Source organism: Lysobacter solisilvae (assembly GCF_016613535.2).
GTDB classification, from domain to species: domain Bacteria; phylum Pseudomonadota; class Gammaproteobacteria; order Xanthomonadales; family Xanthomonadaceae; genus Agrilutibacter; species Agrilutibacter solisilvae.
This window is the reverse complement of the sequence record NZ_CP071518.1, coordinates 1,772,871-1,794,641: the sequence shown is the minus strand read 5'-3', so window position 1 is coordinate 1,794,641 and position 21,771 is coordinate 1,772,871. Positions and strand designations below refer to the sequence as shown.

Sequence of the window (21,771 nt, the reverse complement as noted above, 5' to 3'; positions counted from 1 at the left end):
ATGCCCCCTATGGTTCAGTGCAGACACTAGAAGAACAATTGAACTCAGGCCGGTTTGGCAACCCCAAGTGATCATGCATGTCCGCGTAATCGTTGGTATTGTTTGTAAACTCAGTAAACTCGGTGACAATGTGAATAAATTGGCCATGAGGCATTGAAGGCGCCCTCAAGTCTATCGCGCGCGACCCATTTTCGACGTTGTGAGCTGAGGTTGATAGTCGATTAGGTATAAGGCTGCCATCGGTGACGGACCTAACCCTTCCGTCTTTGGCGACATAGCTTTCACCACCTGTCACGATCAAGGGAACCGCCTTAAGGCCTTTGATATCCATAGCTGCGCGCAGGGTTGCGATGTTTGATTTGACGGCCTCATTTCTCTGCACCATCCCATTTTCGACAACTTCCCCCTTGGTTTCGGAAGGTTCAAATGGACCTGCCGGAGGCTCCCCGTTTGGTAGGCGTCGATTTTGCACTTTCGATGCGTGCGCAGCGGCAGTTCCTGCTGCTGCTTGCAACGAATACTTTCGTTCCATATCCTTTTCGAAGGGATTGCCGAAGCATTGCCCGCCAATCTTGCATACCTCTCGCCCATCCGGGTCCTTGAATCGGTACGGATTGTCATTGGCATACCAGTACCGATTGAAGTTGCCTCCGGTGTTGCCGTTGGCCGTCACCGGATCGAGGCTTAAGAATCGCCCAATGGCCGGGTCGTAATAGCGCTGCTGCATATAGAGAAGTTCAGATGCACTGTCTTCCACATGCCCAGTGAAGCCTGGAGTATCAGCATGATCTCGACCAACAGGTAGCCCATATGGTTCGTAGTCATTCCAGCGAACAGGCTGCGCAAACCGGTTTGTGATCAGCACAGGGCTACCTAAGTGATCCGTATGCTGAAAATAGGTCACTGATGCTGTGCCGCCCATGCCCACACGCCGCTCTGCAATTAGCCTAGAGCCCAAATAGATGTAATTGCTCACTTGACCGAGACGAAAGTTCTGCTGGTAACGCAGCACACCATCGTTCCCATATTGAGAGAGAATTTCTCCTGCGCCTGACGTTGCCTGCACGCGCCTACCGTATCCGTCGTACCGGTAGAACTCTTTGCTAGCAAAGGCTCTCAGCCGGTTTCCATAGTCGAAATCAAGCAATTGACCATTCTTGTTCTTCAGATTGCCCTGTACGTCATAGTCCATTCCGATCACAGTCGACCCGGAACCTGGTGCGCATCCGACGCTGCGGACATTGGTGAGCTTCCATGTAGCAGTGTCGTAGCAGTAGTGATGGTCCCTGCCAGGCGCTACGACTCGAACGAGATTATCTAGCGAGTCGTACGTATATTTGATCTGACCTCCAGGTACTCCAGTGAATCTTGGAGACTGCCCTGACATCAGGCGACCCAATGCATCGTAGGTCATCACGCGGGTTCCACGCTGGTACCCTACCGAGGCCTCGTCCGATATCAAGGCGGTGTTTCCGTTGGAATCGTAGACCAACCGGTTGTTTACGACTTCGACGCCATCGTCCACTCGCGTGTATGCCAGCCGTCCTAACAGCCCGCGTTCGTTGAGGTCAGCCTGAAAGTAAATGCCGTTGCCATAGGTGAATGACTTCACCGTGCCGCCGGGGTGGTATTCGACTCCGCGCGCATAAAGAGCTTCCTCGCTACGCACCCTTGTAGGCTGACCCAAGGCATTGGGCGAGTAATCAATCACTTCTCCATTGGGCTGAGTCAGGCTCACCGACGCGTGACCCAGCGCGTTGTAGCCGTAACCCAGGCTCCAGGTGTACCGATCTGGCTGGCTGACAGATTCGCCTGTGAGCTGGCGGCGTCGGTTGTACGAGTAGGCGTTGACGACGGGCTGTCCGGATGCCGCCGAGTTGAAGGTTGTTATCTGGGTTACTAGGCCGTCTGGGGAGTACGTCCACCGCTGATCGCCCCTGCCGTCCGGGAAGCGCAGCTGGGTTGCCCGTCCGCGCCTGTCAAATGTCTTTTTGACCTTCCGTTCTAGAATCTCTGCAGAGTCACCCTCTGGATCACACGGCGTTCCGTTAGGCAGGCCTGATGCGCTCCAGACGGGGTTTCCGACCTGGTCATAGCCTGTTAGTGCCACTCCGCTTTCGGGCTGACTTACGCCACAGATTCGCCGGAAGCTGTCCAGCGCGTAGGTTCGTGTTGCGCTCGGGCCACCCCGGGGATCGCGACGGGTAATTGCCTTGGTTGCCCCCAATACATCCCTCGAGATGATTGTATTGGCCTGCTCAAGCCTCGAGTTCGCCTGGATAATCTCGACAGGCCAATCAGTTGCAGGATTGTCGAAGGCCAGATAGCGCGTAGTGCTAACTACACCCCTCGGGTCCGTTCGACGCGCGACATATCCTTCGAGATATTCGGTTGTCGTCACCAACTCCCCGAGCTCTGAGTCTTGCTCTGATCTAAGGAGTCTCTGCAACGAGTCGTATCTGCGACGAATTCCCGGAATTGGATCGGTGACCGCATTGATTTCGCGGACTGGATTTGATTCGAAGGCAAGCTGCCCGAAACTGTCGTACCGCTTTGTTCTGACTGTCCGGGTCATTTCCGGCATCGCTGCGTCGAACTCCTCCGTAACCACGGGGCGCCAGAGCCCGTCAAAATAAGTTACGGCGGTAGCGTTTCCAGTCCTGACCGTTCGCCGCCAATGCCCCCCGGGAATTCCGTATTCGGAGGCCGGGATGGGTTTGAACTCCATGGTGGTTGGAAGCCATTTGCCCTCAGAACACGTGCCCGTGGCCGATTCCGACGGGTAGGTAATTGATGCCAACCGGCCGATGGCATCGTAGGTGTAGCAAGTGCGGTAGTCGTTCTCGTCTTCTATCCAAGCCAACGAACCGTCAGAGTTAACGAGCGCGCGCTCGAAGGCACCACCAGGAGATTCGCCGGTTGGAGGATGGTGGATCTCCTGGGGCGTTCCACGAAACCAGCTATTGAGCTCGGTGGCAGACCCGGCCGCATCGGTAACGGACTTTAGTGTTCCTCGCTGCGGGTCTCCGAGCGGCAGATCCAACCTGTATGCAAGCAGGTTCTGGAGTAGTCCGGGGCATGGAGACGTGCACATGCCATAGGATGCGACCGGGAGCGCCGTTTGGCTGCTGTAATCCGTCCGTCCGGTCTCAACAGATAGTCCAGCGCCCGAGACGTGAGTGCGCGCGACCTGTCCGAGCACCCACAGAGTAGTGTCGTCGTAGAAGGTCGTCGAATCGACCCTCGCTGCGTTGAGCGAGCTATCCTTCACCACGACGGTCGGGCGACCGAGGCGATCGAAGCAGAGCAGGCCGCCGCACGTATTGGCAACTGTCCAACTGAATGTGGCCCCGTCCTGAGCTGTAATCTTGGATTTCAGCGGGCGACTGGCGTGCGGCAGCAGGTCTCCATTTCGGATCAAGGTACGGCCATACGTAGCCGGAAATGGAAGCGCGGCTGCTTCGCTTGCCGACACGTAAGTGTTAGTGATGGCTCGAACGGAGACTCCGTCCTTGCGCGTCTCCACTTTCAGCAACTGGCCTTCATCGATGTCCCAGTCCTTCCCGAACGTATGGATCTGTTCGGTCCCGTCGGGCTGATGAACTGTAACGACCTTTCGGTTGGGCGATGCCGGCGCGAACCGCGCGTTCCAGCCAGGTTCGAAGGGAAACTGACTTTCATCTTGAGCCTGATATCCCTGCCTGAGTCCTGCGTAGTCGTATCGGTAGACTGCCTCGGGCAACGCGGGACCAGTGATTCGCTTCTTTACCACCGACCAGACATCGTGAAAGGTCGCGTAATCGTTTCGGTAGGAGTCCGAGGTCTCATTGTCCGGCGCCCCGTTGCTAAGGCACTGGTAACGAACTTGGGTTCGCCCATGCCGCATCGGTTGGAACTCAAATTCCGCAATGGCACCGGATGGATGACTAACCGTGTACTTCACGGTGCTTTGGACCATGACATTCGCGGGAGAGCATGGAACCTCATCGTTTCGACGAAGCCCGGAACTGCCCACGGGCGACGTGGGAATTCGCTCGTAGCTGATCACATCGAGTCGATGACCCTCGCGCAAATACTTCCAGCGACTGCCATCAGGATTGATGACGTCCGGACCTCCGTTGTAGGTCCAGGTCCTTCCGGCTGCGGTTGCCGACATCAGGCTCCAGACATTTCGCCCGTAATTGGTCTGGTTGGTGATCTCCATGCGCAGCGTGATCTCACGGCCGTCATTAGAATGGATACGAGTTAGTCGTTCGCCCTCCCAGTCGTATTTCACCCAGTTGCCGAAACGATCCTCGATCTTGCTGACAAAAAGCAGGATCTTCTTGCGATAGAGGATGTTGGTTTGCGGCAGGTTTACTGTCCGCCACGGGTGAGCGATGGCGGAGTAATCGCGCTCGATCAGCCAGTCGAAGGTGTATTTCGTACCGTCCGGAGCATGCGCGATGTAGCCGAATCCCTCTCCGTTTCGGGCGTGCGGAATTGTCGCGATGTACCAGCCGTCCTTTGTACGGGGCGTATTGATGGACATTGCTGCCGGAAATACGCGCTTGGGATCTTCCGCGCCTTGGAGGATGTCGCCGCCTCCGCCGTTGGCGGACAATCGAGCCCCGCTGGAATACCAGTCCCGGCGAAACTCCATGGAGCCGTTACTCCAGGTGGCCGGGACGGGAAACCCTCCGTGGTAGTTGGCGGGGGCAACATCGGCGATGTGGGGAATGTCCAGATCCCAGACGCCCAGGAATCGTGGAAGCGAGACGTCTTGGGGCTCGTAATGTCGTTCCAGTCGCACCGGAAGCGCGTTGTTGCCTGGAATGGAGATGTCGGTAGCGCGGAAGGACACCGTACCGTTGTAGAGGTTGATCTTGTCCCCGAAGGCGTCATCCCCCAAGGGAGCGGCGAGTTCGGTAGCCCTGACCCGTCGCGCGTATTCCTCGCCCCAGTTCATTTGCGCCTTTGCAGGCTTTGACAGCAATGCCGCCGCCAACATCAAGACCAACCACGCACCACACTGCACCAACAGACTGCGCGTCCGAATATTCATAGAAATCCTTTTCTATCGTGATTTTCCGGGCCCCATTTCCTTGGGGTTCACCTTGATGCTAGGTGCCGGCCGCTGCGCGTGTCCATCAGATTTTTGTATCGAAATGTGTCAGACCCCGCCCCTGATACACAGTGGAATTCCCACCCAGCCCGGCGCGCTTTCCTACCGATACCCGAGGCGTTTTCCTACCGCCGGCAAACGCGGATTCCCGACGCCCAAAGCGCCTGCACTCGCAGCGCCCGAAAGGCCTAACCCCTACCCCCGCCCCCAAGCCCTCACCACCGCCACCGGAAACCGCCCCCACACCAGCGCCCACACCCCCAGGCGCGTGAGCACGCCGCGGCGGGCGGCTTCGAACTTGCGGAAGTAGCGCCACAGGCCGCGGTGCTTGTGCCATTCCACGAACACCGGGCGGACGCGGCTGGAGACGCCGCGCACGTGCAGCACGCGCACGTCGTTGGCCACCGCGACGGTGGCGCCGGTGGCGCGGGCGCGGCGGCACAGGTCGAGGTCCTCGGCGTGCAGGCGGTAGCCGGGGTCGAAGCCGTCGAGTGTCTGGAACAGCGCGCGCGGCAGCAGCATCAGGGCGCCGGAGATCGCTTCGACCGGTTGCAGGGCGCGGTGGTCGTCGACCGGCAGGCCCAGGCGGGTGGCGGCGGGGCGGGCGCGCAGCAGGCCGTGCAGCATGGCGCCGAAGTCGGGGTCGCGGCGGCGGGCGGCGGCGTCGCGCTGGCCGTCCTCGCCGACCAGGTCGGCGCCGACCAGGGCGTCGCCGCCGGTGCGCAGGGCGTGGTTGCGCAGGCGCGCCAGGGTGTCGGGCTCGATCAGGCAGTCGGGGTTGACGAAGGCCAGCCAGGGCGTGGCGTGGGCGGCGGGGCCGTCGGTGGGCAGGTCGGCGGCGCCCTGGTTGCAGGCGACGGCGAAGCCGGGGTTGTCGGGGTTGGCGATGAAGCGCAGGCGGGCGTCGCGGGCGGCGACGCGCTGGATGATTTCCAGGGTGCCGTCTTCGGAGCCGTTGTCGACCACGCGGATGGCGGCGACGCCGTCGGCGGCGCAGACGCGGGTGAGGCAGTCCTCGATGGTCTCGGCGCTGTGGTGGGTGACGATGAGGACGGCGATATCGTGCGCGGGCGCGTGGGGGGGCGCGGGGGTGGTGGGCGCGGCGGGCGTCGGGGGGGTGGTCATGTAGGGCGACGCGGGGTGGTCAGGGGTGATGGAGGAGAGTATCTGGCGATCGGCGGGGTGGGGTTCGCGGCGACCGGCGGCCCCCATCCCGGCCTTCTCCCGCGAGCGGGGGAAGGGGCGGATTGGTGCGCGGCGATCTGCGGCCCCCATCCCGGCCTTCCCCCGCCAGCGGGGGAAGGGGCGGATCCGCGAGCGGGGGAAGGGGCGGATGCGCGGGCGGGGGAAGACGCCTCAGGCGAACAGATCACCCTGCGCCTCCGGGGGGCCGAGGGTGGACTGCAGCGTGGCCAGCTGGGCGCGGGTGGCGTGCAGGGGGTCGTCCATCAGGAAGTGGGCGACGCGGGCGTGCCAGGCGGGCCAGCGGGCGGCCAGGGCGTCGAGGTCGCCGTCGGCGGGGCCGCCTTCACCCTGGCGGGCGACGAAGGCGGTTTCGCACAGCACGTTGCGCCAGCCCAGGCCGGACAGGCGCAGGGACAGGTCGATCAGGGCGGCGTACCAGGACTGGTAGCTGGTGGTGTCCAGGCCGCCGGCGCGCTGGCGGGCGCTGCCTCGCAGGACGACGGCGTGGGTCAGCGCGTTGGGCAGTTCGGCGTGGTGGCCGGGCATGGCGGCGGCGGCGCGGGCCAGCTGCGCGGGGTCGGCGGGGACGGCGTTGATCTCGCCGATGCGCGGCCACGAGACGGTCTCGCCGGCGTTGCACCACGGGGTGACCGAGGCGATGGCGCCGTCGGCGCGCAGGCTGTGGGTCAGGCGCGCGTACCAGCCGGGCAGCGGCTGGGCGTCGCTGGCCAGCACGATCACGTCGCAGTCGGCGCAGGCGCGCAGCACTTCGTCCAGGTGGGCCACCTCCCCCACCGGGCGCTGGCGGCGGGTGCAGTCAGCGTGCAGCGCGGTGGCCGCCAGCCAGCGGCGGATCAGCTCCTGCCCGCGCGGCCCGGCCTGCGCGTCGTCGGCCAGCCACACCCGCGTACCGGCGGGCGTGTGGGCGTCGAGGGCGGCGAGACAGGCGTCGAGGGCGTCGTCGTCGACGCCCACGGGGATGATGATGATGGGTGGTTCGGATTCGGCCATGTGGCCGGAGTTTGACTTAGATGGGGTGTGGGGCGCACGGGGCAGGCCCACCACCTGTCATTGCGGGGCTGGCTTAATTACCTCCGTCCCCTTTGATCTCCTTTGATCTAGGCCCCCACTTAATGGGACACCCACCGGAGAGCGCGCCATGCTCGGACACGAGCGAATAGTGGTCCAATCTGCTGGTCCCGTGGTCGCTTCTTATCATTCCAATCAGCAGCAGCCCTCGGCCGCTGGAGTAAATGGCGGTGGCGACACGCTCATCATCCGCGTTCCGAACTTCTACGGCATAGCGCAAGCTGGCCACATCTGTTTCGTCGGGGTTCAGTACGGTCGAAATGCGATAGCTGAGGTCTTTATAAACCCACCGTCCCGAACTGGAGATCATTGAGCAATTCGTCGGAACAGCAAAGGTCATGAACGGCGTCTCAAGGCATCGCCAAGAAGAGTCGCATGGCTCCAGAATGATCGCGGAATCGCCGAAGATGATTTCGTGTTTGCTTTCATCTACATAGAAGGAAGTTGCGACGGGCCATCGGTCTTCAAAACCACGATCTAGAATCGTTAGTCGGGCATACTGCGGGAGCGCCGCAATCGATGAATTGCTGCAGAGCAACAGTGCAACTAAAGACGCGCGCTTGATCATTAGAAGCTCACTCCTGGCCATACTTCGCCTACCCACTGGTCAGCTAATGCCTCGTTGTCTGAAAAACGGGGTCAGAGACCGTTATCTCACAGTTGAACAGGTGCCATTCCTACGATCCTGGGAGCCGGCACCCGACGATTCACTGCATGAGTAGCTGCAGGCTGACGACTCCATCCCTGGGGCTTCAGCATGCCACGACCACCTCGCCCGGACATCGCCGGCATTCCACAGCACATCGTGCAGCGCGGCAATGATCGTCAACCCTGCTTCTACCGCGACGATGACTACCTGGCATACCTGGCGCTGCTCCACGAGGCGTGCCTGAAACATCCGTGCGCCGTGCATGCCTACGTGCTGATGACCAACCATGTGCATCTGCTGCTGACACCTGCCGCAGAAAAAGCCGGCAGTCGGGTGATGCAGACGCTCGGTCGCAACTACGTGACCTATATCAACGCGCGGTACCGGCGAAGCGGCGCGCTCTGGGAAGGACGGTACAAATCCTGCCTGGTGGATAGCCAGGAATACGCGCTGGCGTGCTATCGCTACATCGAGCTAAATCCAGTGCGCGCGGGCATGGTGCAAAGTCCCGCGGACTACCGCTGGTCCAGTCATCGCTGCAACGCCTGGGGCGAGCCCGATCGCCTGATCAGGCCACATCCCGAATATCTCGCACTCGGGCCCCAGGGACCCGGACTGCACGAAGCCTACCGCGCGCTGTTCGACAGCGAGCTCGCCTCGGGGCGGGCCGAAGAGATCCGGCAATACACCCAACAGCAGAAGGCGCTAGGCACTGCGCGGTTCCAAGCGCGGATTGAAGCGATCCTTGGACGACCACTCCAGGTTCGGCCGGCCCATAGGCCCTGCAAGGCAGGTCATCGCGGGGCCATAGATAACGGTCTCTGACCCCGTTCTTCGGCAACGCAGATGGATCGCATCACCCAACTACCGCGCGCACGCCAGCAGTTCGACATGCAAGTCATCGAGCGGTGCTGGCGCAAGCCGATCGCGAATCCTTCAACTCATGCACAAAGTACAAGGCCCGCATCGCTGCGGGCCTTATGCCTTCTGGGATCGGATCAACTGCCTCCGCCTCCTTAGATCCCCCTTAAATCTGTCTCTTTGGTTCGCGCCTTCAAAGGCCTGGACAACCCTTATCCAAAACACGCTTCATTTGCGCAAGCTTGAAATCCAAATCGGCGGAGCGATCATTCTTTGGCAGCACGGTAAATCGCCTGATAAAAAAACGACGCCCAATACTTTGATCGCCCGCAGGAATACCAATCATTACGATCGGCCCCAATTGCCAATTCGTAGGCCGACTGACCATCCCCATTCGCCGCAGCAATCTCTTTCCAAACTCTAAATTGACAGCCGACCGTTGAATCAGCCTTCGCGTGTTCGGACACCGAACGGAAGTAAGACACGATCGCCTGGGCTGCGCGAAGATCTCCCTCTATAGCGGCCTTTACGTATTTGGCAACATCGCCGCCAATTTGGTAGTTGGCGCTATCGTCGATATGGCACTTCCTCGCCGGAACCGTCGGCGAGGAAAAAGCTGGAGTGCCCGGCAAAACAAGCAAAAAAAATAGGAGCAACTTCGCCTTCACTTGAGTTTCTCCATCTTTGGAATTCGAGAACCTGTCCCAGCCACTGCCTGTCTACCCCAAACCGAACCATCCTTCTTCTGAACAATTTCAGAGTACCTGGCGCTCACAGCACCATTGGGACTATAGACATTGAAGGTAGTTCGACCACCAGCGGGGCTGCCATCGCTATTCTCCGCGTTGTATGCCCGGTAAGTGATGTCCCCGCCCTTGTTGTTGCCTTGGGTATAAACAAATCCGGTTGTAGCCATTACAGGAGCATTCAGTCTTTGCGCTACCTCAGTTGCAATAGTTCCGCCTTGGCAGTGCCCCAAAAAACACGCCGCCATACTTCCAATTTTCAAACCCCGCCTGCTTAATGGCATTGGCAGTATATTCGGCATTGAGTCGCGGTCCCGTAAACGGAACCAGCTTGCCCGCGTCATTCCTTAAGGCATATTCAGTAGTGCCCGCATAACCACCGTGACCCATTACGGTAAACCAACCAGGCATGCTAAAGCGCAGCGCTGGAACGCGAAGCGGGTCGGTTAGAGCGAACATGTCGAGATCGTCTCGCCCATCCGGATCAGTAAACCGATAAGGGTTGTTGAGTCCGTACGCATAGCGATTGAACTTCGCGCCTGTATTCGGATTTGCGGTAACAGGATCGACCGAGAGCATCCTTCCGATGCCCGGGTCGTAATACCGCTGCTGCATGTACGAGAGCCCTGTCTCCTTGTCGCTCACATGCCCCGTATACCCCGGCCCATTCTGCAGCGGCCGGTTAATCAGCAACCCGTACGGCTCAAATTTGCTGCGTTCGATAATGTTTCCGCCCGCATCGGTGATCACCACGGGGCTCCCCAGCGCATCGGTGTGCTGGTACTTGATGATGTTAGTCGAAGTGCCCATCACCGTCTCGCGCGTGGCGATCAGGCTGCCGGCCAGGTAAACGTGGTTGAACACCACATCACGCCGGAAATCCTGCTGATAGCGCAGCACGCCGTCCTGTCCGTACTGAGACAGGATGTCACCCAGGCCCGCGGTCGAGGTGGCCTGAACGCGCCGGCCGTGGCCGTCGTAGCGGTAGCTCTCCTTGCCCGACACCGAACGGAGTCGGTTTCCGAAATCGAACATGTAAGCCACGCCATCCTTGTTCGACAAGTTGCCTTGGATGCCGTACTCCAAGACATGGGTCATGGCACCACCGCCCGGGCACCCCCCGGTACGGACGCTGGTCAGTTGTTGGCGCCCGTCGTAGCAGTAGTACTCGTCCCGGCCCCGAAGGGTCGCCCGAGTCAGATTGTCCAGGACATCGTAGGTGTAGCGCGCAGTGTTCCCGGTGCTGGCGCCGTTGAACCACGACGAAGTCGCCGTCAGCAGGCGATCCAGTCCGTCGTAGGACATGCTGCGGTCGCCGCTGCCCATCGCATCGATGCGATCGGTGGCCGAATCCATGATGGCCATGACATTGCCGACTTGGTCATATTCATACGCATCGCGGTGCACCCACTTGCTGTCCGATGGCCGCTGGTCGGCACTGAGGGACGGCAGCCCGCGGACGTTCTGCGTCATCGTGTGCACGATGCCGTTGCCATACGTGAACTGTGCGATCGCGCCGTTGGGGTGGTAACTCACGCCGGTGGCGTAGTTCACCAACCCGGTCACCTGCATGGTCTGGCCCAGCGCATTGGGCGCGAAGCTGATCACTTCTCCGCTGGGCTGGGTCAGGCTGACCGACTGATAGCCGTAGCTGTTGTAGCCGTAGCCCAGGTTCCAGGTGTAGCGGCCGGGCTGGCTGACGCTCTCGCCGGCCAACTGCCGACGGCCGTTGTAGGCGTAGGCGTTGATCACCGGCTCGGTGTTGCCCTGCCCGTTGTAGGTGGTGATCGTGGCCGGCAGGCCATCGGCGGTATAGGTCCAGGCCTGGTTGCCGCGGCCGTCGGGGAAGCTGAGGCCGATCACGCGGTTACGGGCGTCGTACTCGCGGCTGACCTTGCGCGCGAGCGTTGTGGCAGCCGTGCCGGTGAAATCGCAGGGCGTGGAGGACGACAGTCCGGACGCACTCCAGGCCGGGTTGCCATTGTCATCCCATCCCGTCAGCGTGGACCCGGTTTCCGGCTCCAGAGTGCGGCAAAGGCGCCGGTAACTGTCGTAGGAATACCAACGGGTCGACGACACGGTGCCGGCTGCGTTCTTGCGGGTAAGGGACGTGGGCAGGCCGAAGGGATCGCGCCCGATGACGGTGACCACGCCTTCCGCATGTTGGATCTCGACCGGCATCTCGGTGGACGGCTTGTCGAAGCTCATGAACCGCGTGGTGGTGACGACGTTGCGCGGATTGGTGACCTTCACTTCACCGTTGGAGTAGTCGGTGAGCGTGGTCAGGACGGCGCCTTGCGTGGCGGGCGGTTCCGGCGGAAGCTCCGAATCCATGTCCACTCGGACCACGCGGTCCAGGGCGTCGTAAGTGGTGCGTGTGCCCGTCGTGACCGTCGAATAATTCGATAGGGTGCGCTGCGGGTAGGACTGGAAAACCGGCTGGCCGCCGAGGTCGTAGCGCTTTGCGCTGACGCTGCGCGTGGTCGACGCGGTGGCGTTGTCGAAGGCCTCCTCGACGACGGGGCGCCAGAACGTATCCAGATAGACGATCTTGCGCGCATTGCCCGTGCTGATCGTATGGCGCGCCAGTGTCCGGCGGGCAGCCCATAGGCCGCCGTTGTCGACAGCTCGAGCTTGAATGTCGTGGACAGCCACTTGCTCTCGTCACACGTCCCGGCCGTGGCTTCCGACGGGTAGGTCACCTTGTCCAGGCGTCCGGCGACGTACGTGTAGCAGGTGCGGTTATCCAGCTCGTCTTCCACCCAGGCCAATGTGCCATCGGCATTCACGAGGGCCTGCTCGATGGAATCGATGGCGCTCGCGCCCGGTGTCGCCGGGTGCTGAATTTTCTGCGGGATACCGCGCATCCATTCCGTGAGTGTGGTGACGTTTCCGCGGCCGTCGGCCACGGTGGCCAGCGTCGCATTCTGGCTACCTTCGACGCCCTTGGGATCGAACCGATAGGTCATCTGGCCGGTCCGCTTGCCTGCGCAGGAAGAAGCGCCATCGGGAAAAAGGCAAGGCCCGTACGTAGCCAACGGCAGTGCATTGCCGGTGTCGTAGTCGGTCTGCACATTCTCGATGGTCTTTCCGCCGGCCACACTCAAAGTGCGTAGCACCTGCCCCAGCACCCACAGGTCTGTGCGGTCGTAGTACTCGGTCGCGTCGCTTCGGGTCGAGCCCATCGAGTTGTACTTCATCTCGACGGTGGATCGAGCGAGGCGGTCAAAGCAGAGGGTGTTGTTGCCGTTGCAGGTGGACGCAACTGCCGACGTCCAGCTCTGGGAGTCCTGGACGATCGTAGTGGACTTCATCGGCCGGTTGGCGTACGGCAATTTGTCGGCGAAGCGCACACCGCTGAAGCCCATGTTCTCGGGAAACGGCAGCGCCAGTGCTTCGGCCTCGGTGACGTAGCCATGGGTCACCGTCCGGTAGACCACGTTGTCCTTGAGGGTCTGCACCTGGAGCAGGAACCCATCGTCGACGCCGTAGTCCTTGCCAAAGGTATGAATCTGCTTGGTTCCGTCAGGCTGGACAACCGTGACGGTTTTGCGATTGGGAAGGGGTCGGACGTTCGCCGCGATCCAGCCCGGCTCGTTGTACGGAAACCAATTAGGGTTTTCCGGCGGCTCATACCCTTGAGCCAGACCCTCGTAGGAATAGGCATAGTCCATCGAGTCCAGGCCCACGCCCGTGACCTTCTTGCTCTGCAGCGACCACACGTCGTGGTAGGTCGCGTACCCGTTGCGCCCGCCGATCTGCTCGGCCTGCGGATTTCCACCGTCGCAGAAGAAGGGGACATTCGTCCGCCCGTGTCGCATGGGTTTAAGGGTGTATTCGGCCTGTGCGCCGGAGGGATGCGTCACGAAGTACTTCGTCAGTTGCCCCGCTTCGAACTTCTGGGCCGGCGAGCAGGCGACCTCCTCCTCGATGATGTAGCCGCCAGTGCCGCCCGTGCCCACGGGCGGATCGATCCGCTCGTACGAAATCGTGTCGAGGCGATGCCCCTCTCGCCTGTACGTCCACCTTGTGAGATCAGGATTCGTGACGTTCTCGCCGTCATACGACCAGGTGCGTCCTGCAGCCGTTGCCGACGTCAGGCCCCAGATCTTGCGGTCGTAGTTGGTCGTGCCCTTGAGCACCATGGTGAGCACGATCTCGCGCCCGTCGCTGGAATGGATGCGGTTGAGGCGGCCCTCTTCACCTTGATCCTCGTCCCACTCGTACTTGACCCAATTACCGAAGCGGTCCTCGATCTTGCTGACGAACACCACGATCTTCTTGCGGTACAGGATGGGCGCGGAGCCATTGATGGTGCGCGTGGGATGGCTGATCGCCGAATAGTCGCGTTCGAGCATCCAGTCGAACGTATAGATGGTGCCGTCGGGCGCGTATCCCTTGTATCCGTAGCCCGCGCCGTTACGGACCGGGATGGCCGAGAAATACCAGCCGTCTTTGGTGTGCACTGCATCGCTGGTCAGGAAGCTGGGGAATGAACGCTTCGGGTCGTTCAGCGCGCCGGTCAGCAGATCACTGCCACTCCCGCCCATGTTCAAGCGATTGCCGCTCCAGTACGTCTCGTTCTGCCATTCCACACCTGACGACGTATAGCTTTGCGGCACAGGAAAGCCGCCGTTGTGTCCGCTCGGCGCCACTGCGCTGATGTGCGGAATATCCAGGTCCCAGGTGCCCAGAAAATGCGGCAGCGACACGTCTTGCGGATCGTAGTAGCGGCTCAGCCGAACCGGCAGGGCGTTGTTGCCCGGCAGGGAGATGTCGGTCGCCTTGAAAGAGACGGTGCCGTTATACAAGCTGATGCTGTCGCCGAAGGCGTCATCGCCCAATGGGGAGACCTGTTCCGTCGCGCGTACTCGACGGGCGTACTCCTCACCCCAACTCATCTGGGCCTGAGCGGGCTTGGGAGCTAAGGCCAAGGTGGCCGAGATTGCGAAAAGCGTGCACAGCACGCGGCCGCGGTTAGCCGCGCCGGACAAGAACTTCATGAATTCCCCAACTCGGGCGGCCCCCTGCCGCCCCGCTCGCCCATGTTACAGGGCCTTCTGGGTTTGGGATGCACTTCAGATATTTGCAGCCGCACCGGCTGCTGGCCAGTTCATTTGGCAGGCCCAACCCTGGCGGCGGCAGATCTCGACAGTGATCGGTGATCGTGAGCAATAGGAACCGGGTGAGAGACCGGTATGTCCCGGTCGATCAGATGCCCTTCCTACGAGCCTGGGGAATAGAGGGACGGAGCTGATCTCCATCCCGTTTTGTTCCGTGCTCATCGGGAAGTCTGCTGCGCAATCTCTTGGGCAAGACCGATCAGCACTCCCTCCGGACCACGGATGTAGCAGAGCCGATAGATCCCTTCGTAATCGACGACTTCACCGACCAGCGACGCACCGAGCTTCGTGAGCCGGGCGAGAGTGTCGTCGATGTCCTCGACGGCGAACATGGCGCGCAGGTAGCCCAGTGCGTTCACTGGGTCCGTGCGGTGATCCGAAGCAATGGCGGGCGCGTCGAAGCGCGAGAGTTCGAGACGGCTGTGAACGTCGGGGGTGCGCGTCATGGCGATTTCCACGCGCTGGCCGCGCAGTCCGGTGACCCGGCCGGCCCATTCGCCTTCGATGGGCATGCGGCCTTCGAGGGTCAGGCCGAGCTCCACGAAGAACTCGATGGCGGCACCGATGTCTTCCACCACGATGCCTACGTTATCCATGCGCTTGACCGTCATGACGTCTCCTTGGAACACCTCAACCAAGCGGCGTCGCGAAGCCGCTCAGCTTATTGAATAGTTCGGCCGCAATCCCGGCGACAGACGCCCCGATTGGCCGAGTCTGGAAGCGGCTTCGATTTGAATGAAGTGTCAGGGCGCATCTGCCCCCGCGGCAACTGCCCTGCTGATGCCGCAAATGGTGCCCGGCCACTGGCCAAGATGGCCTCGTGAGGACGTAAAGATTCCGTCGAGCTCGACGTACCGATCACTCAGCGAGTCCGGAATGCGGTTGGCCACCCAGATTCCATGGGCGCGCACATGGTGCTGAAAGTCCGCCTGCGCCAGGTAGATTGCGGAGTGCTCGAACGAGCCATGGTAGAAGCCAACGACCGTCACCGGCTTGCCCTCATGGCGCTCCGGGTGGGCGAGCAAGGCACTTATGGAGATCCGCTGGGGCTTGGACACCTCGCTCTCGCAAGGTCCACTGGCTTTGGAGATCGGAAAGCCATCAGCTTGCCGGGAGCAGCCGGTCAACAGAACGATACCGATATCGCGAGGACTCTCAACATCCGAACAAGGACCTGGATCAGCCCGGACGCCGAAGCGGCCTGGGCTTGAATGAAGGCTCCGGCACCTGACGGTGGGTCACAGGCAGTGCTCGACATACCGCACCGCCGGCAGCAGGCCAGCCCTCATGTCAGTCACCCGATTCCCGTCCGTCTCAAAAACCATCGCGGATTTCCCATCACTCGAAGTGACGATCAGATAGTGACCATCCGGGTCGTACTGGTGCGGCTCGACCTTGAGCCTGGCGCCATAGATCTCACTGATCCGAGCCTCGGAATCACCCACCTTGGCGCCACTGAAGGTCGAGAACCTGTCGCGATGCGACTCGATCCTGGCGATGCGATTGTCTTCAAACAGCAGCAGGATGTCGTCGCCGCCGACCACCCTGGCCAAACCGCACGTCTCGAGATCCGAGAACTGCTCAATGACGGCAATTTCCAGGCCGACTCGCTTTGCGTCCTGGAGGGTCATGCCAATCCTCAGCGGCCCCAGCCCGGAATAGGTGAGACGGCTTCCGGCGAGGTCTTCGGCGGAGGCAAGGGAGGTGGCGGCCAGGGAGATGGCGAGTAGAACGCACGTCAGAGTCCGGGAATGTGTCATGTCGCCTTACGCCTGATTAGCCCGCAGCCGGTCGCGCAGCCATTGGGTTTCGAAAATCCCATGCCACTACTCGTGCATGAAGTAGTAGTCACTCTCGACGCCCTCATCAAGCATCGGCACCTGGACTTGCAGAAGCTCCTCAAGGATAGCCGTGAACTGATCGGGCGGGCACACCCAATCCTGGCCAGCGTTGAAGCGTGCAAGAAGCTCCTGGCGCGATGGCGTCAACCTGTCACCGTGGAGCAGGCGAGCCCGGCGAATGAGGCCGGCCAGGCGGACCACTGCCGGCGAAGGTGCTGCGTTCTCCGGAACAGGCCAACGGAAGTCCTGCTGCTCTTCCGGATCGCTCGGATCGTAGACCACCGTGCCGGAAACGGACGCTGGTGTGACACACAGGTTCCGGATCTCCCTCGCGCCGAGCGCGGAAAGAAACTCGGTTAGAAATTCCTGTCGACTGTCCATTCGGGCTGACACCTGAACTCCTGAAATTCAGGCGCCGCGATGTGCGAGGGCCCAAGTCGTGGGGACTAGCGTAGATAAGGGTCTCTGACCCCGTTCTTGGAATCAAGCCGGGCCAGGAAGCGGCTTGGTCAGCCCCGCTCATGGCTGCGCGGCGCTGACGCTTTCAATCCAATCCCTGTAGTGGCTCAGGCGGACATTGCAACTGACCTGGCCATACCGCCCGGGCGTCCTTAGGGTGCTTTGAGGATCGGCCCACGACGTCAGTCCGGTCAACAACCAGTCCTGGCCCGCCTGGACAAGGATGGGCCCGCCGCTGTCGCCGCTCCCCGACCCGCCCTCGAGCGGCAGCGCTTCCGACGGCTGATCGAACATGTAGCAGAGCCAGCGGCCATGGGCGCTGGTGATCCGGTTGTACGCCCGGCGAAGCTCGATGCGGTGAGGGTCACTGAAGTCGTACCCGGTCACGCCGGTGCCCGTAGCGCCTTTTCCAAGGAACATGACGACCTGGCCGAACTCGTCTTCGCCGTTGCGGATCGCGACAGGGGAAACGTCAGCCACCGGTTGCGCCAGCTTGAGAAGCGCCACGTCATCCGATGACGAGAGCAGCACCCTGAAAAGCGTCCAATCCCAAGTGGCGAGCGCCTGGTCAAGCAGGTCCTGCGGCGGCTTTTTGTAGCCTGGATGGATCTCGAGCCGCTCAACGTCCCTGGGTGTTCCATTGATGGTGACCTGCTTGATCCCGGGTTGCCACGTGACGGCGTGGGCGGCGGTGATCACCCACTGCGGGGCAATCAGCACGCCATGCCCCTCGCCAGGCAGATCAACGAGCGCGGGAAAATCAGATGCCGCAACCCGATACTTCGAGTCGTCCACGTCGTCCCGAATGACGATGGCGCTCGCATTGAATGACACGGCTAGCAGGGCAAGCAGCAAGAGTCGAGCCATGTGGGATTCCTTTCCTTGATGGGGGAGCTTCGAGGGGTCAAGCCGAGTTGCGAAGCGGCGACGTCTTGAATGAATTGCCGGGCCTGACATCGGGATGGTGCGAGATCCAAGCGCCGCACTGCTTAGCGCTCTCGACCCAACCGCCTTGCGTCCGAACAAAGATGACCGTACCGCCATGCCCGCACAGGCGGCCGCAATCAAATGAATAAGCAAAGGCGGCCTTCTGGCCAGACTGATCGAAAGTTATGGCAGAAAATGTCATCAACCCGTGGGCGTAGCCACTCTCGACGGCTGACTCAATGGACTGCCCTCTCGCGATGAGCTCACCTGGATCCTGCGGACTCCATTGGCTGGGATCAACCATACGCACATAGGGAAGCTTCCCAACGAGGCCACTGAGGTCGGCAATTGGCTCGGGGCGCACCCAATGCGTGCTTGCGCCGTTGTCCACGCACTCGGCGATTTCCTTCATTTCGTCCGCGGAGGGGGCGTCGGCCGAAAGCGAAACACTCAGCGGGTCCTTGTCCTTGCCTGTCCAGTCGCCAAGGAACTGCGCATAGATTTCGGAGACGTCACTTGTCTGGGTGTGATCCTCGGCAGCCGTGTGCGCACATCCCAGGCAGACCACCATTGCAATGAGTACCGTTGATCGAGTCACGTCACTTCCGATGAGGCTTCTTGTTAGGTCCAATGCCTGAGTTGAGCCGAGCCGCACAGCGTCCTTGGCATGAACTGTTTTTCATGGCGCAGCCAACTCACGATCAAAGTACTGCCGCGTTCTTGGGCTGAGTAACGCCCAGAGGTTGATAGCGACCTCGAGACCACTGCGGATTAGATGGGATGTCAGCTTGCTAGCGGGAACCAGGCTGTCCTCCGCCTGAGCGAGAAGAAGTGCATTCTGAACCATGATGCTGCCGTAGAAGCTCACGGCCGCCAGAAGCATCAGGCGGCGCCAGCGTGGCTTGCCGAGCAGGGCCATTACCGATGCGAAGACGAGGAAGCCAGCGGTGGTTGCTGCCGTTGCGGTGGCAATCGCTGAGAGGTGTATCTCCGCTGGGACGCGCGACGAGGTCTTGAGGAAGACAAGCATGGCCAGGCTGAGGCAGCCGACCAGGATATTCATCAGGGAAGCTACCCAGAGACGCATGGGTCGCTTGATCTGCGGTGCGGCCATTTCCATCCTCTAACGCCTGAACTATGCCCGGCCGCCAAGCGGATCCGGCTTGAATGAATTGTTGGCCCGCTGATTCATTTGGCGAACCACCAGCCAGAAGGAAACGGCTGCGACTACTGCAAACACAGATACCGCGACGGCGTTTATGGTGGCGAAGGCACTGATGATTTCCAGGGCGCTGGGCGGATGGTAATAGGCATCGAGAAGCTGGCCTATTGCTGCCGAGCAAGGAATCCACAGCGGAAACGCGACAACTGCCGCGAACAAGGCCCTGCTTGCACGTATGCGCACGAGGGACCGCAGCAACCAGCTGCCGAGCGCTACAAACGCAAAGCAGATCACCGCGCTGGAGATCATCACAACTGAATAAACTGACATGCGTTCTAGAGCCGGACTTCAGAGCGTGAACGGTATCGGCTGCCGCACCGAGCCGATCTTGACGGGCTTGCCCTTGAGCCTGGCTGGCTTGTACTTCCATGTGTGGATCGCCGCGAGTGCCGCCTCGCCAAACTCGGGGGCGCTCGCCGATTCCAGTCGGACGTTCGAGATGTCGCCGGTGGCTTCTATGTCAAACAGCACGGACGCCCACCCGGTGCGGCCCGCTGCCAACGCCCCTGCCGGATAGTGAGGCGCGGTTGCCCTGATCAGCGAAGGCGGCACGTCGCATTTTCCATTCCCGCAGTAGTACGCCCGCCCTTGGTCTGCCATTGCCTTGTTGTAGGCGGACGCCGACACCGGCGTGCCTACGTTCGTTACCAGGCTCGACGCGCATCCGGTGGTCATGGCACCGGCCAACACAAGCAACATCAGATTCAATTTTGACTGCATGGGATCGGTCCTTGGCGCTAGTGCCTGAATCAAGCTGAGCCACGAAGCTGCTTTGACTTGAATGAATTGTTGGCCACTGCCGAGGAGCCAGGTCGAAGCAACTGATGCAGTGCCACTACAACGAGCAACCAGCCGACGAACTCAACGCCTGGGCCACCGTAATGCGCAAGCCAAGCGTGAGCGTCGGCGTCCAAGTAGCGGCCATAAGTGCTTGTGTTGCCAAGGTGGCGCAAACCCATTTGCAACAAGGAGTGCACGAGCACCAACCCAAGACCGAAGGTTGCAAATCGCATTGGCCAGGTACGTTTCCAGCGAAAAGCTGCAAGGACCAGGCCTGCGGTGACAATCAGCATGTAGGGGTACTCGCCAAGGTGATGCGCCAGCAGTCGCGTGAACTCGGCAGAAGACATGGCAAACCCTGAAATCGCTAACGAATCAGCCGAGTCGCGAAGCGGCTTCGGCTCGAATGAATTGTCAGCCCCTGGCTACGAGCACCAGGAACACGACACTGAAGGAAATGCACATGCGGATGCTCTGCTTGAGGACCTTTAGCACTTCGGCGTGTCCGGGCAGGAGTGGATTAAGCGAACGCACAGCATCCCTACGAACCAGCAGAATCAAACCCAAGTTGGCGAGCAGTATGGCTGGGACGACCCAGTAGTACTTACCGAGAGCAGGATTACCCCAGACAGCAAGAAGGCCGACGCCAAATATCAGAAGCGCAGCTGACGAGGCGACGAATTGCCGCAGCTTGCCAATCGTGGACCACGCGTCCTGGAGCGTCTCCAGCCTGTGGATCTTGCTTGGATCACCGCCCGCGCGCTCCAGGAAGCGCTGCGAATCCACCCGCACGAAACAGCCGACGAGGAACATCAGGCCCAGCAGGGTGGCGAGAATGCCTACGATTGGAATCAAGATATCGCTCATCTAGGGCCTGACGGCTGAATCAAGCCGAGCCGCGAAGCGGCTTGGGCTTGAAAGAATTGTTAGGTGGCATAGGTGTCACAAGTACTTCCTTCCGACTTCTTGAAGCCATGCATAGCCAGTCGCCGAGCCATCCCCACCCGTCCTACAGTCGTAGAACGATACCGTTATGTTCTGTTCTGTTGCGTCATTGAAGTTAACGATAGCGCGGTCTTCGTCGGTTATTGCGTAGGTGGTCAGCGTCCCTTCCAAACTCGAGCCCATGAACCTGTAACCAGATTTCTTGGCGAAGCGCTCCGTCTCTCGCTTGAGCCTGGCGGCACTGGATTCGTCCGCTTTCTGGAGTGTGTACTCAACAGCGACCGGGCACTGCTCATTGTTCGCCACCTGATAGGCGGCACTGCCAATGACATAGAGGCCAATGAGAACAAGAGCACCAATGGTGAGTGGATACTTCACGTGCCAGCTGACGCCTGAGCCAAGCGTGGCGAACTACTCACGCCAGCCAAAAGCATGGACCTCAGCTCGCCAAGCTCCATCGACTTTTGTGAAGTCATACACGACATCGCTCCACTCATGGTAATTGCACACGCGAAACTGAGCCCCGCTGGAGTACCAAGCTTGCCGAGACTCTGGAGCTAGCGGTTTCGTCAGGCCAAGCAATTCCCGGCTATTGACCGGCGGTTGCGAGCGAGACCAGCCGGAATCGAGTGCCAACTCGTCGCACCGTCGCAGGGCGGTGGACGTGCAGCCACTCAAGACAACGACAGCACTCAAGAAGATCGCCAGTTTTTCCACAATCCACCGCCGTTATGCCGCGCCCCTTGGCGATTGTCGATGCTGCGCGCAGCACCGGAGAGCCAGCCAGGCCAGCGCACACGCGCGCCGATGGCCGGACACTCGCGGGAGTGTCCGGCCTCG

20 protein-coding genes are annotated in these 21,771 nt (G+C 60.9%); 1 reads left to right on the top strand and 19 read right to left on the bottom strand.

The genetic code is table 11. The annotated features are described in order from the left end of the window. Window positions 1-7 precede the first annotated feature (7 nt). The 4 genes from I8J32_RS17620 to I8J32_RS07805 form a co-directional block, all read right to left on the bottom strand. Window positions 8-5,044, bottom strand: coding sequence for an RHS repeat domain-containing protein (locus tag I8J32_RS17620; RefSeq protein ID WP_245156451.1), 5,037 nt, complete (start codon window positions 5,042-5,044; stop codon window positions 8-10). Between the two features lie 255 nt (window positions 5,045-5,299). Next, entirely contained in the window at window positions 5,300-6,229 is a 930-nt protein-coding gene (locus I8J32_RS07815) for a glycosyltransferase family 2 protein (RefSeq protein WP_200610386.1), read from the bottom strand. Between the two features lie 231 nt (window positions 6,230-6,460). Then, on the bottom strand, window positions 6,461-7,300 hold the full coding sequence (locus tag I8J32_RS07810; RefSeq protein WP_200610385.1) for a glycosyltransferase family 2 protein: 840 nt from the start codon (window positions 7,298-7,300) through the stop codon (window positions 6,461-6,463). A gap of 73 nt (window positions 7,301-7,373) precedes the next feature. Continuing rightward, complete coding sequence (locus tag I8J32_RS07805; protein ID WP_200610384.1) at window positions 7,374-7,946, bottom strand: hypothetical protein; 573 nt, start codon at window positions 7,944-7,946, stop codon at window positions 7,374-7,376. Between the two features lie 189 nt (window positions 7,947-8,135). Here I8J32_RS07805 and I8J32_RS07800 point away from each other — a divergent pair, with 189 nt between their 5' ends. Continuing rightward, the gene (locus I8J32_RS07800; protein WP_200610383.1) at window positions 8,136-8,852 is read left to right on the top strand and encodes a transposase; all 717 of its coding nucleotides are present in this window, start codon (window positions 8,136-8,138) and stop codon (window positions 8,850-8,852) included. A gap of 302 nt (window positions 8,853-9,154) precedes the next feature. Here I8J32_RS07800 and I8J32_RS07795 read toward each other — a convergent pair whose 3' ends face one another. The 15 genes from I8J32_RS07795 to I8J32_RS07725 form a co-directional block, all read right to left on the bottom strand. Next, on the bottom strand, window positions 9,155-9,556 hold the full coding sequence (locus I8J32_RS07795) for a hypothetical protein (RefSeq protein ID WP_207526859.1): 402 nt from the start codon (window positions 9,554-9,556) through the stop codon (window positions 9,155-9,157). A gap of 276 nt (window positions 9,557-9,832) precedes the next feature. After that, window positions 9,833-11,968: an RHS repeat domain-containing protein gene (locus I8J32_RS17615; RefSeq protein ID WP_245156450.1), complete on the bottom strand. Its 2,136-nt coding sequence runs from the start codon at window positions 11,966-11,968 to the stop codon at window positions 9,833-9,835. Beyond that, window positions 11,917-14,637 carry a hypothetical protein gene (locus I8J32_RS07785; RefSeq protein WP_200610378.1) on the bottom strand — a complete coding sequence of 907 codons (2,721 nt, stop codon included), beginning with the start codon at window positions 14,635-14,637 and terminating at the stop codon, window positions 11,917-11,919. The genes I8J32_RS17615 and I8J32_RS07785 overlap by 52 nt, the downstream gene beginning before the upstream one ends. Before the next feature lie 278 nt (window positions 14,638-14,915). Further along, a complete protein-coding gene (locus I8J32_RS07780; protein ID WP_200610376.1) occupies window positions 14,916-15,368 on the bottom strand; it encodes a VOC family protein in 453 nt (150 codons plus the stop codon). Between the two features lie 132 nt (window positions 15,369-15,500). Then, window positions 15,501-15,815, bottom strand: a complete 315-nt coding sequence (locus I8J32_RS07775; RefSeq protein ID WP_207526858.1) for a hypothetical protein — start codon at window positions 15,813-15,815, stop codon at window positions 15,501-15,503. A gap of 180 nt (window positions 15,816-15,995) precedes the next feature. Continuing rightward, window positions 15,996-16,388: a hypothetical protein gene (locus I8J32_RS07770; RefSeq protein ID WP_200610371.1), complete on the bottom strand. Its 393-nt coding sequence runs from the start codon at window positions 16,386-16,388 to the stop codon at window positions 15,996-15,998. Window positions 16,389-16,583: 195 nt separating this feature from the next. Further along, a complete protein-coding gene (locus I8J32_RS07765; protein ID WP_200610370.1) occupies window positions 16,584-16,979 on the bottom strand; it encodes a hypothetical protein in 396 nt (131 codons plus the stop codon). 138 nt (window positions 16,980-17,117) lie between these two features. Then, window positions 17,118-17,924, bottom strand: a complete 807-nt coding sequence (locus tag I8J32_RS07760) for a trypsin-like serine protease (protein ID WP_200610367.1) — start codon at window positions 17,922-17,924, stop codon at window positions 17,118-17,120. A 37-nt stretch (window positions 17,925-17,961) separates the two neighbouring features. Continuing rightward, on the bottom strand, window positions 17,962-18,582 hold the full coding sequence (locus I8J32_RS07755; protein WP_200610358.1) for a hypothetical protein: 621 nt from the start codon (window positions 18,580-18,582) through the stop codon (window positions 17,962-17,964). An 81-nt stretch (window positions 18,583-18,663) separates the two neighbouring features. After that, a complete protein-coding gene (locus I8J32_RS07750; protein ID WP_200610356.1) occupies window positions 18,664-19,047 on the bottom strand; it encodes a hypothetical protein in 384 nt (127 codons plus the stop codon). Between the two features lie 72 nt (window positions 19,048-19,119). Next, window positions 19,120-19,476 carry a hypothetical protein gene (locus tag I8J32_RS07745; protein WP_200610354.1) on the bottom strand — a complete coding sequence of 119 codons (357 nt, stop codon included), beginning with the start codon at window positions 19,474-19,476 and terminating at the stop codon, window positions 19,120-19,122. Between the two features lie 18 nt (window positions 19,477-19,494). Then, on the bottom strand, window positions 19,495-19,926 hold the full coding sequence (locus I8J32_RS07740; protein ID WP_200610352.1) for an energy transducer TonB: 432 nt from the start codon (window positions 19,924-19,926) through the stop codon (window positions 19,495-19,497). Between the two features lie 29 nt (window positions 19,927-19,955). After that, entirely contained in the window at window positions 19,956-20,336 is a 381-nt protein-coding gene (locus tag I8J32_RS07735; RefSeq protein WP_200610350.1) for a hypothetical protein, read from the bottom strand. Window positions 20,337-20,400: 64 nt separating this feature from the next. Beyond that, a complete protein-coding gene (locus I8J32_RS07730; protein WP_200610348.1) occupies window positions 20,401-20,853 on the bottom strand; it encodes a hypothetical protein in 453 nt (150 codons plus the stop codon). 75 nt (window positions 20,854-20,928) lie between these two features. Beyond that, a complete protein-coding gene (locus I8J32_RS07725) occupies window positions 20,929-21,309 on the bottom strand; it encodes a hypothetical protein (RefSeq protein ID WP_200610346.1) in 381 nt (126 codons plus the stop codon). Between the last annotated feature and the right edge of the window lie 462 nt (window positions 21,310-21,771).